The 11,470-nt window shown below is 42.9% G+C and carries 12 protein-coding genes; 7 read left to right on the top strand and 5 right to left on the bottom strand.

Going from position 1 to position 11,470, the window contains the following annotated elements; genetic code table 11:
* The first annotated feature begins 14 nt into the window (after window positions 1-14).
* A complete protein-coding gene (locus tag BMX50_RS12125) occupies window positions 15-569 on the top strand; it encodes a dihydrofolate reductase family protein (RefSeq protein WP_091210783.1) in 555 nt (184 codons plus the stop codon).
* Between the two features lie 8 nt (window positions 570-577).
* Here BMX50_RS12125 and BMX50_RS12120 read toward each other — a convergent pair whose 3' ends face one another.
* The 3 genes from BMX50_RS12120 to BMX50_RS12110 form a co-directional block, all read right to left on the bottom strand.
* A complete protein-coding gene (locus BMX50_RS12120; protein WP_091210782.1) occupies window positions 578-1,165 on the bottom strand; it encodes an RNA polymerase sigma-70 factor in 588 nt (195 codons plus the stop codon).
* 204 nt (window positions 1,166-1,369) lie between these two features.
* A complete protein-coding gene (locus BMX50_RS12115; protein ID WP_091210781.1) occupies window positions 1,370-4,144 on the bottom strand; it encodes a TonB-dependent receptor in 2,775 nt (924 codons plus the stop codon).
* A gap of 278 nt (window positions 4,145-4,422) precedes the next feature.
* Entirely contained in the window at window positions 4,423-4,740 is a 318-nt protein-coding gene (locus BMX50_RS12110) for a hypothetical protein (protein WP_091210780.1), read from the bottom strand.
* A gap of 264 nt (window positions 4,741-5,004) precedes the next feature.
* On the opposite strand from BMX50_RS12110, the gene BMX50_RS12105 reads away from it, so the two are divergent.
* Window positions 5,005-5,475, top strand: coding sequence for a pyrophosphohydrolase domain-containing protein (locus tag BMX50_RS12105; RefSeq protein WP_208864690.1), 471 nt, complete (start codon window positions 5,005-5,007; stop codon window positions 5,473-5,475).
* Window positions 5,476-5,497: 22 nt separating this feature from the next.
* Window positions 5,498-6,466, top strand: coding sequence for a 23S rRNA (adenine(1618)-N(6))-methyltransferase RlmF (gene rlmF, locus BMX50_RS12100; RefSeq protein ID WP_091210779.1), 969 nt, complete (start codon window positions 5,498-5,500; stop codon window positions 6,464-6,466).
* A gap of 105 nt (window positions 6,467-6,571) precedes the next feature.
* Here rlmF and BMX50_RS12095 read toward each other — a convergent pair whose 3' ends face one another.
* The gene (locus BMX50_RS12095) at window positions 6,572-7,720 is read right to left on the bottom strand and encodes an acyltransferase family protein (protein ID WP_091210778.1); all 1,149 of its coding nucleotides are present in this window, start codon (window positions 7,718-7,720) and stop codon (window positions 6,572-6,574) included.
* A 264-nt stretch (window positions 7,721-7,984) separates the two neighbouring features.
* Here BMX50_RS12095 and BMX50_RS12090 point away from each other — a divergent pair, with 264 nt between their 5' ends.
* The 4 genes from BMX50_RS12090 (at window position 7,985) to BMX50_RS12075 (ending at window position 10,708) form a co-directional block, all read left to right on the top strand.
* The gene (locus tag BMX50_RS12090) at window positions 7,985-8,662 is read left to right on the top strand and encodes a pseudouridine synthase (RefSeq protein ID WP_091210777.1); all 678 of its coding nucleotides are present in this window, start codon (window positions 7,985-7,987) and stop codon (window positions 8,660-8,662) included.
* A 59-nt stretch (window positions 8,663-8,721) separates the two neighbouring features.
* Window positions 8,722-8,988, top strand: a complete 267-nt coding sequence (locus tag BMX50_RS12085) for a hypothetical protein (RefSeq protein WP_091210776.1) — start codon at window positions 8,722-8,724, stop codon at window positions 8,986-8,988.
* A 148-nt stretch (window positions 8,989-9,136) separates the two neighbouring features.
* Window positions 9,137-10,438: a DEAD/DEAH box helicase gene (locus BMX50_RS12080; protein ID WP_091210775.1), complete on the top strand. Its 1,302-nt coding sequence runs from the start codon at window positions 9,137-9,139 to the stop codon at window positions 10,436-10,438.
* A 21-nt stretch (window positions 10,439-10,459) separates the two neighbouring features.
* Entirely contained in the window at window positions 10,460-10,708 is a 249-nt protein-coding gene (locus BMX50_RS12075) for a DUF1456 family protein (protein WP_091210774.1), read from the top strand.
* Between the two features lie 97 nt (window positions 10,709-10,805).
* On the opposite strand, the gene BMX50_RS12070 is transcribed toward BMX50_RS12075, so the two are convergent.
* A complete protein-coding gene (locus BMX50_RS12070; protein WP_091210773.1) occupies window positions 10,806-11,363 on the bottom strand; it encodes a CAP domain-containing protein in 558 nt (185 codons plus the stop codon).
* Between the last annotated feature and the right edge of the window lie 107 nt (window positions 11,364-11,470).

The following is an 11,470-nucleotide window of genomic DNA, read 5'->3' as shown; positions in this document are numbered from 1 at the left end:
TAAAACCTGATCAAATGAGAAAAGTAATCTACGGTATTAACCTGAGCTTAGACGGATGCTGCGACCATACCAAATTTGGAGGGGGCAAGGATATATTAGAGTATTTTACCCGGCTTATGGATGGTGTAGACCTGATTGTATACGGGCGTAAAACCTACGAACTTATGGTTCCTTATTGGCCCGATGCTGCAAAGAATCCTAACTCAACCAAAGAAGAAAGGGAATTTGCACAGGCATTTGATAGTATTCAAAAACTTGTTTTTTCGCGGACATTAACCATTGCTGACGATAGAAATACAACGATTACCCACGCAAACCTTGGCGATGAGATCCGAAAATTAAAACAGCAACCGGGTGGCAATATTTCGATAGGAGGTGTAAATCTACCTTTGCAGCTTATTGAACTTGGCCTGGTTGATGAGTTCCACTATGTAATACATCCTGTAATTGTAGGCGAGGGGAGAGGTCTGCTGGAAGCTGCCGGTCTGAAAGAGAATTTAAGTTTAAAGCTAATAGAATCAAAAGTTTTAGAATCAGGGTGTATTGCGCTTCACTATGTTAAAAATTGAAGTGTGCGTTAACTAAGAAGTAAAATTAGCACCGGTAAGGAAACACCAAGCGACTGCCTGAGCGAACCTAAAGCCTTTGACATATGTGCTTCAACAGTTTTTTGTGAGATGCCCAGTTCAGCAGCAATTTCTGCATAGGTTTTATTGTCATCGCGGCTGAGCAGGAATACAATCCGGCACTTTTCGGGCAGCTGGCTGATGCTGTGATCAAGCCGTTCGCGTAATTCTTTTTCCTCCAGCCATTGAATAGTGCTATCCTCTGTTTGGGTTGAGGTAAAAGCAAGCTCATCCAAATGCTGCTGTTTCCTGTACTGACGATCAAGATGGTTGATTACCTTGTATTTGACTGCCACCGATAGGTAGGTAGCTACGGTATGAGTTAATTTAAGGCTTGCCCGGCGTTGCCAGATACTTAAAAACACTTCCTGAACCACTTCTTCGGCCTCGTGCTCATCATCCAAACGATGGTAAGCTACCGCAAAGGTTTTATCCCAATACCTGTTATACAGCTCGGTAAAGGCATCGCGGTTATCGCGGGCCATCAGTTGCAACAACTGCTCGTCGGTATGGGGCATATGCGGATTTCGTGCAGGCATTGTTTTATTTGCAATGCTATGTTAAAGAAGTTGGAAAACTTAAAATTTGCGCTTGTTTAACATGTTTTAACAGTTTGCAAGTTTAGAGTTTTATTGGCGGATAAAGTTACAATGCTTTTCATATTTATAGATTATCCCTAAAATAAAAAAGGCCGCCCCGCAAAATCGGGGCAGCTTAAGCTATAAAATCCGTTAGTTAATAGTTTAAAATGTAAAGCCTACCCTCGCGAAAAAGCGGCGGCCGTTTTGTCCCATTTGCACGGCATCAAACGGGCCCGATGGTTCGTTGTTGAAGGCGTAGCCTTTTGCCCCTTTTACATAAGCAAGATCGGGGTGTACATTGAAAATGTTGTCGGCACCGATAGATAAACGAACAGATTTGGCCACTCTATAAGCAAAATACAGGTCGCTTACAACCTTCCCGCTATAAATGTACTGGTCGGGTAGTTGTGCCGAGCCATCATCGGTAGGCACAGTAGGTGTAAGGGTTGTACCATCGCCGTAGCCGTCAATTACAACTTTACCAAAGTAGGTAAAACGAGTACCTACCGTAAAGTTTTTATGGCTGAACTCAGGGTTCAGACTGAGCTTTTGTGGCGGGGCCGATGCCAGGATAAATTTCTTTTCACGTTCGCTCAGGAAGGTTTCGCGCAGAGCGGCTGTGGTTCCAAGTATGGGCGGGTAATTTACCTTGTCAATTTTCATGGTTTGGAAATTGCCTGTAAACAGCACCCTGAACCTGTTAGCACCAATGGTTTTGTTATAGTCGATAACTACGTCTAAACCTTTATTGGTTGTATTTACAGCATTGGCAAAAAACTGGGCGGAGCTTACATGCAGATTTTTTAAGGCATTGGTAAATGTAGGGTCAAGTGTAGCGTCATCGGCACTGAACTGGCCCGAAAGCACTACGCGGTCGGTAACTTTGATATAATAACCATCAACAGTAAAGCTTAATTCCGGCACTGGTTTAAAGGTAAAGCCCAGTCCTGCATTTTTTGATTTTTCCTGCTTAAGGTTAGGGATGCCTGCCGCCTTAGTGATAGGGCTGTAGTTTGGCGCTATCTTAACTTCGGATATTACTGTTCCCTGTACGTTGGTAAAAGTTGAACTATAATTGATCTGTTGTAACGATGGCGCACGGAAACCTGTTCCCAACGAGCCGCGGATATTAAAATTATCGGTGATTTTATAGCGCGTGGCCAGTTTAGTATTAAAGTTTGAGCCAAAATCGCTGTAATGCTCGTACCGGTTGGCAAAATCAACCAGCCATTGTTTGGTGATGTCGCCTTCAAGGTCAACGTACACGCCTTCAACCGAGCGATGGGCACTTACCGCGTCGCTGGGTTGATAACCAGGGAAGCCCTGCGCGCCGGCTGCTTTTACCCCGGTTGGGTCATAGTTCTTATACGAAGCCTCCTCGCCCGAAAAGATCTTGTAGCGCTCGTAACGATATTCACCACCGAAACCAAGGTTAAGCCCCTGCATTACATTGCCGAAATGCTTGTTGATGTTTAGGTTGCTTGTGTTCTGTAAAAACTCTGATCCGCCATCATCAAAATTGGTTTTGTCGGCTCCTAATGAGGCATTAAATGTTTTATAACCAAAAAAGTGGAATTTGTTATTGCCTATGTTGTTGCTCAGATCCCAGTCCCATGCATCACCTAAAGTGCCTTTGGCACCTACCGCAACCGCGATATCGGTGTTGTGTGTTCGGATAATGGGGTTATAATAAGATTCGCCGTCGGGAGTATTAAAAATAATGCCGCTAACGGGAATTATGTTGCCGCTGTTATCGGTGGGGAACCTTTCTGGTCTGCCGGAGAAATTACGGGTAAAAGCATAATCGTCAGATGCCTTGTAACTGTAACCTCCAAAACTGTACAAAGTTGTGCGGGTGCCGGCAAGCGGCGACTCATGATTGAAGAAGAAAGTACCGCTCTCGGCCGACCCATCGCCGTTGGCCCGCCTGTAAGGGTTTATAGGAAGCGCTTTAGGGTTTGAAGTGGTGGTATCATGCGTTTGGCGGAAGGTTTTGCCGTTTTTAGCATAATCGCCTGTGAAATTAATGAAACCGCCATTTTTACCGAGGGCTAAACCATAGTTGGCGTCAATAGTAATGCCGTTGCCATCTATGGCGCCTCCATGCGGATATTGCGAGGCGACAACGCTTTTGCCGCTGTTAAAGGCAGGATCGTAGTAACCGGAGTAGCCAACATTTGCGTTAAATACACCGGTGGTTTTCTTTAGCACAAGGTTGATAACACCCGCTATAGCATCAGAACCGTATTGGGCCGAAGCGCCGTCACGAAGGATCTCGATCCTGTCGATAGAGGCGGTTGGGATAGAGCTCAGATCGACACCCGAATTACCGCGCCCACGTGTACCAAATACCGAAACGAACGCTGTGGAGTGACGGCGTTTGCCATTTACCAAAACCAATGTTTGATCTGGCCCCAGGCCGCGTAATGTACCCAATTCAACGTGGTCGGCACCATCAGAGCCGGATTGTTTATTATAATTAAAGGAAGGGGCCGAATAATTAAGAATGTCGGTAATATCCATTCGCCCGGTTACAGAAGCTGCTTTGCCTACATTAACAATATCAACCGGAACAGCTGTTTCCAGCTTTACACGTCCTGCCGAGCGTGTACCTATTAATACCACTTCGTTTAGTTGGGCCACATCACCTACCATGGTAACATCAATTTTACTGCGCCCGTTAATACCTACGGTAAGTGTTTTATAGCCTGTGTAACTTATCACCAATTCATCGGTAGCTGCCGCCGAAATGCTATACGCCCCTTTTGCGTTGGTGCTGGTGCCTAAGTTACTCCCTTTAATATGTACCGATACGCCGGGCATGGGAGCACTGTTTGCAGCATCGGTAACGGTTCCGGTAATAGTTTTCTTTTGTGCTAATGCCAGGAGGGATGACATGGTTAGCAAAATAAAGGTAAGTGGTAAAAATTTCTTCATAAAACGGTTGGTAAAGCTTTATTGATGCTGTTAATTTAATGTAAGTTAATAATTATTAAACTATTATCAATATTTACTATGTTTTATTGGGATTTTTCTATTTTAAAATTATGTTTTTTGATTTTTATATGAAATATTGTTTCGTTTTATGGGTTTTTTTATGTGTATTTTAAATTAAACTAAAAAAGCCAATTATTAAAGCGTTTATATCTTTAATAATTGGCTTTTATGGATTTAAAAAATAAACTAAATGTCGTTTTTTAGACGAAGGTTTTTAATTATAAGGCTTTTTCAGTTTCGGCAATTTTAGCTTTTTTGCTCACTTTTACCTTTTCAGGGGCAGCTGCTTCGGCTGCTTTTTTCTCTTTTTTAACTTTCGGTTCAGCAGGAGCGGCGTGTACTACGGGGCTTAATTTAACTGCTAATGTTTTTGCCAGGTTTTTAGCGGCTTTGTCAATAGCTTTCTTTGCTTTGCTGATGTCAGGGCCAAATTCACTCACCAGGGCTTCAATCTGAACTACTAATTTTTCTTTTAATTGTTTTTTAAGAGCTTTGCGGGCTTGTTTGGTAGCGGCCTTATCTTTTATGTTTTTCATGTGAATGGATTAAATCAATTGAAGCGGGGTTTTTTCTTTCGCGATGCAAAGTTAGGTTAATATAGTGTGTTTTTAATATTATGTTTATGTTAACAAATGTTGGATATGTTAAGTTTTTATAAACTGATAATCAGTGTTATTAATTAGCGCGTGCTTATTTATTTTATGATTTATAACATTGTATTTTATATAGCTTACATTAATTTTTGAAAGCCTTTTAGTTTAATTTATAACTTTACCGTTTATTTATCGCCCTAAAACAACATGATCAAAGATTTAAGCGCATTAACTCAGGTAGCCGAATTTCATACCACTTTTAAGCATCCAATTGTTGAAAAACCTGCAATGCCTTCAAAAGCACGCTGCGATTTGCGTATTGAACTTATTGCAGAAGAGTTAAAAGAACTGCAGCAGGCTGTTAACGATAATAATATGGTTGAAGTAGCCGATGCTCTTTGTGACCTGCAGTATGTATTGTCGGGTGCTGTGCTTGAATTTGGTTTAGGCTCAAAATTTAAAGAGCTGTTTGATGAGGTACACCGCTCAAATATGAGTAAGGCTTGTAAGACAGTTGAGGAGGCCGAAAAAACCATCGAACATTATAAAGCTACTGCCAATACAGATGCATATTATAAAGAGATAGATGGTTTGTACCTGGTGTACCGCACTTCTGATCATAAAACATTGAAATCTATCAACTATTCGCCTGCCGATCTGAAAACGATTGTAGGTTAATTAATATTAAACCACTTTACCATTGTCAGCACAAGAACCCAATCAGCCTGAGGCTAAGACCAATATGCACCCGCGCAATAAACATCGCGAAGGGTATGATTTTAAGGCATTGATAAAAACCACGCCAGCCTTAAGGCAATTTGTGCGTACCAATGAATACGATAATTTTACCATCAACTTTGCCAATCCGGAGGCTGTAAAAACGCTTAACAAGGCATTGCTGCAACATTATTATAGCGTCAACCATTGGGATATCCCCGAAGGGTTTTTATGTCCGCCTATTCCGGGACGTGCCGATTATATCCACTACGCGGCTGATTTGCTTGCTTCTGTTAATGATGGTGTTGTGCGTAAAGGCCGCAAGGTGCGCGTGCTTGATATCGGAACAGGGGCTAACCTTGTTTACCCTATAGTGGGTTTTAAAGAGTATGGCTGGAACTTTGTTGGCTCCGAGCTCGACCTGGAGGCAATGGCATCGGCACAAAGCATTGTGGAGCAAAACAGCCATTTAAAGGTTGCCGTTGAGTTAAGGCAGCAAAGCAAAAAGGCGGATATCTTTAAAGGCATCATCAAGCCCGGCGAGTTATTTGACCTTACCCTCTGTAACCCGCCGTTCCACGCTTCGGCCAAAGAGGCTGCTGCCGGTTCGGCCCGTAAATGGGATAACCTGGGTTTAAGGAAAGATAAACAACCAATATTGAATTTCGGTGGTCAAAACACCGAGCTTTGGTATCCCGGCGGCGAGGCGGCTTTCCTGAAGTTGATGGCTGCACAAAGTAAACCATTTGAGAAACAGGTTTTATGGTTCACAACGCTGGTATCTAAAAAAGAGAACCTCAGGATCTTATACAATGCCCTTCAAAAAGAAGGCGTAAAAGATGTGCAAACCATCAACATGTCGCAAGGCCAGAAAGTAAGCCGTATTATGGCCTGGACTTATTTAACACCCGTTGAACAACAGGCATGGAACAAACATAACCTTGATTTATAGGATTAAAGGATGCCATGATATTTAAACTATGATTTGCTGGATTTTAGGATAGCCTTGATACTTTTAATTCATGGTCATCCTAAAATCCTGTAAATCATGGTTCCTTTATACTCTTAGGAATGTCTTCTTAGTATACAAGTAATACAAAAACAGCCATTTCACCATCACGTAGCAAATAGCCATTACCACAATATTGTACGGATTTCCAACTAACTGGCCTATCCACCCGAAGAAGCCTTCGGTAGTGTAATCCCATTTAATAAAGTGACCGGATATATAAATCAGGATGGAATTCATTCCTATCACCCTGAAATAGAAGGCCCATTTCTTGTATCCTTTTACATCAATAATATAGTAAAACAGCGCCATCAGTAACAAGCTTAACCCGCCTACGTGCAGCACAAATGAGCTTGTCCACAGGTTTTTATTGATCGGGAAATCAAGGTTCCAGATCTGGGCGAGGATCAGGAATATTACACCAACAACAGCCATTGTAGTTACCTTACGCATTTGTGTAACGCCGCCTTTTTTAAGCAATATGCCGGTAAGTATACCTAATATGCCGGTGCTGATAGCTGGAATAGTTGAAAAGAGCCCTTCGGGGTCGTGGATACCTAAATACAAACGGCCCGGTAATATGCTGCGGTCAACGTATGAAGCGAAATTGCCCTTCATGGTTAGGTCGCCCATTGGGAAACCAGGGGCTGAAGTAAATTTAAGCAATAACCAGTAGCCAATGATGAAAAAGCAAAACCAAAACATTTGCCAGCGTTCCTTACTATACAGATAAATAATGTTGGCAAACATATAAGCAATACCTATGCGACCGAGTACACTCGGGAACCTGATTTCGGCAATAGGCATAATTTTTATTCCGTTGTTAACAACAAGGCCCAGCAGCACCAAAATAAATGCTCTTTTTATAACCCGGAGCAATAACTGCTGGCGGGTTTTACCCTTCTCGAGCTCGCGCCCTACAGAAAATGGCGTTGATACACCGGCCATGAACAGGAATAGCGGAAAAATAAGGTCATACAGGTGAAAACCATTCCAATCTGGATGGGTGAACTGGTTGGCTATTGCGCCCCAAAAAGGTGAACCGGTAGCTTTGGCCATGCCGTGAAAAATCTCCTCGCCACCCATAATCCAAAACATATCAAAGCCACGCAGGGCATCTAATGAAAGTAAACGGGTAGGAGCGGCATTAATATCGTCGGCCTGTTTGGCACTTGCCTGGTTTGCTGTGGTAGCCATTAGTTTAACTGTATTTTAGGTTTGAACTAAAGATAGGAAAAGCAATACTATTTAAAATTATTTTTTTACACCGATAGACTTTTAAAAGTGGTTTAAAAAGATTTTGTCCGATACTTCAATGTAGATACGCATCACATGCGTCTCCCTAAAAATAAATGGCTGCAATTGTATGTTGGAGACGCATGTGATGCGTCTCTACAAAGGAAAGATTTTAGAAATAAATCCAAAATGCTGCCGTAAATTCGCGGTCTTGTAATTATGCCGATGTTAGAGATCATATACCGCGATGAACACCTCATTGCCATCAATAAGCCGCATGGCTTGCTGGTGCACCGTTCGCCCATAGCGGCTGATGCTTCAGAATTTGCCCTGCAATTACTTCGTGATCAAATTGGTATGAAGGTTAATCCTGTTCACCGTATTGACCGGAAAACCGGCGGCATCCTTCTTTTTGCTTTTAATAAAGAAGTTGAAATTGCTATGCAAAAGGCATTTATGGAAAACCAGGTAAGCAAAAAATACCTGGCCATAGTTCGCGGTCATACGCCAGATACAGAGGATATAGACTATCCGCTTCGCAAGGAAAACGGCACGCTACAGGATGCATTCACAAGCTATACAACCTTAAATAGGGCCGAGCTTGATATTGCCTTCGGCAAGCATCCCACTTCACGATACTCATTAGTGGAAGCCGTGCCCACTACCGGGCGCATGCACCAATTGCGCAAACACCTGAGCCACATTTTTCATCCCATTATCGGCGACCGTACCCATGGCTGTAACAAACAAAACAAGCTGTTTTTAGAACAGTGGGAAATGACCACCATGCTGCTTCATGCTTCGCAGTTGAGTTTTAAGCACCCTGTAACAAACGAGGAGATAAGAATAGAAGCTACACTTCAACCCGAATTTAGCAGGGTAATGGAAATTATGGGCTGGTAATTGCTTTAATCTTTAAGCAATTATTTAAACAAAACCGGTTTAATATTGTAGTTAAATACATGGAAAAGTCGGTGATTTTTGATCTGGATACCGAAGATGGTATACGCCGGATCAGCATTGAAGCGGTACACCAGCTTATACCCGGTACACATGTTTATGCAACCGGTGTATTCAGTTTAAGTGAGGGAGAAGCAGATTTGGGAGATATTGTTTTTGATGATAACATGCACGAGTGGGAATATACCTGTATGGGGAATTTAAGCCATCGGGATGCCAAAAAGATTGCAAGGTTTATTAAGCATAATTTTGCCCAGGTAGCGGAGTAAGGGGGGCACGTTCAAGCGTCCTTCGCTTGAATGCTTATGAATAGGAGCGTCCACGCTCCCGGTTTAAGTTAAGCGTGGGTGCTTAAACCTGCGTAAGAATAGCCCCCAATAATTTTTACCCTATCTTTGCGCCTCAACAAAACAAATCATGATTGAAAAGGCATTGAGTAACCTCGGCATAACTGCCCTTAATCCTATGCAGCTTGCCGCGCTTAGTGCCGCTAAAAAGGGCGACGTAATTCTTTTATCGCCTACCGGTTCGGGAAAAACACTTGGGTTTTTATTGCCCTTGTTAAACTTAGTTAAGGCCGATATTGATACGGTACAGGTGATGATCCTGGTGCCATCGCGTGAGCTTGCATTGCAAATTGAACAAGTGTGGAAAGCAATGAGTACCGGTTTCAAAATCAATTGCTGCTACGGTGGACATGCAGTAAAAGTTGAACGAAACAACCTCTCACATCCGCCGGCAGTTTTGGTTGGTACACCCGGGCGTATCGCCTTTCACCTGCGCGAAGAAAATTTTAGTACTGATACTGTTCAAACCCTGATACTTGATGAGTTTGATAAGGCGCTTGAATATGGTTTCCAGGAAGATATGGCTTACATCATCCGGCAGTTGCCTGCAATTAAAAAGCGAATCCTGACTTCGGCCACTAAAATGGATGAGATCCCTGCTTTTACGGGTATCGATAAACCTGTTGAAGTAAATTTTCTGGCCAATGTTACCTCTACACCGGATATTAAACAAAAAGCTATAGTAACCGAAGCTACAGATAAACTCGAGGCGCTTTTTGCACTGCTTTGTAAAATAGGCAGCAATGCAACGCTTGTATTTTGCAACCATCGTGAGGCAGTCGACCGGATCAGCGAATCGCTTTGGTACATGGGATTGGAACACGATATTTTTCATGGAGGCATGGAACAGGAGGATAGGGAGCGGGCACTGATCAAATTCAGAAACGGAAGTCATAAGTTACTAATCACTACTGATCTGGCTTCGCGCGGGCTGGATATCCCGGAGATAGAATATGTGGTGCATTACCAGTTGCCGCATAATGAGGAGGCTTTTTTACATCGTAACGGCCGCACGGCACGTATGAATGCCAAAGGAACATCATACCTGATGTTAGCGCCCGATGAAAAGCTGCCATATTTAAAACAACTGCCCGAGGTTGAAGAATTGCCTAAGAAACTGATATTGCCACCGGCATCACCATGGCTTACGTTGTATATAGCCGCCGGAAAAAAGGATAAGGTAAACAAGGTTGATATAGTTGGTCTGCTGCTCAAAAAGGGAGGGCTGGCAAAGGAGGACCTTGGCCTGATAGAAGTGCTTGACTATTCATCATACGCTGCCATAAAACGCGACAAGATAGAAGGTGTAGTAAAACAGGTAAAAGCCGAAAAAATTAAAGGCAAAAAGGTGAAGATGGAAATTTCGAGGTAATTTTGTTAAAAAGAAGATATAATGAGCAATAACGATATCATGAAAAAGCTGCGGGTAGCTATGAAATTTACTGATGATGATATCATCAAGGTTTTGGCATTGGCCAATTTCAGAATTACCAAAGCCGAAATAGGCGCTATATTCCGCGCTGATGATCACCCCAATTTTAAGCCTTGTGGCGACCAGATCCTGCGTAACTTCCTGAATGGGCTGATTATCTACAAACGTGGTCCAAGGGAGCCAAAACCGAAACCGGAAGCGGGGAAGTAATTGTCTGAACTCGAATTAAACGAATTAAAGGAATGGACAGAATGCTTAGCAAATTCGATAAATTCAATTAATTCGTTTAATTCGAGTTCAGACAATATCAATGCCCTTCCACTGGTTTTTCCTGAATTAGCCTGTATCTACCTGATTTAATCAGCCTTTGTTGTGCTGCCGAAAAAGATGTACGACCACCAAAATCCTGTACCCAGTAGGTTTTATATTCAGCAACGCCAACCTCTTTAAAGTCGGGGTTCATGAGATTGCGGCAGTGGCCTTCGCTTTTAAACCAGCCGGCCATTACTTCTGCAATGCTTTGCTGGCCTTGTGCTATGTTTTCGCCTATGGCAAAACTTTTGAAGCCTTTAAATTTATAGCCGGCATACACAATCCGGTCTTCCATACTGCGACCATCCTTGCTATCATGACTAAAATAGTTTTGGCGGGCCATGTCTTTAGCGTGCCCTACGGCGGCATCTTCCAGGTCATTGTTCCAGGTGAGGGGCGGTGCAGGCGGAAAGTATTTGCTACCACAGTTACAACCCTTTTGCCGGGTAGCATTAATGCTGTTTAAAAACTCAGTCCGGAAACGTTTACTGCTTTGGCCGTAGGTCTGACCCAGGCAGGCCAGCGCAGCAAATAAAACAATTAGCTTTTTCATCTTGGTGTTTTGACAATTTTAAACGCCCGTGGTTTAAATTATTGTTTGGGTCGCCTGATTGCAGAACGCCAGCGACCGGTTTTCTTTCGTCTGTAAATGATAATTAA

The organism is Mucilaginibacter gossypiicola (assembly GCF_900110105.1).
In the GTDB taxonomy this organism is placed as follows: Bacteria; Bacteroidota; Bacteroidia; order Sphingobacteriales; family Sphingobacteriaceae; genus Mucilaginibacter; species Mucilaginibacter gossypiicola.
The sequence above is the reverse complement of the archived record's forward strand: the minus strand, read 5'-3'. Positions and strand labels throughout refer to the sequence as shown.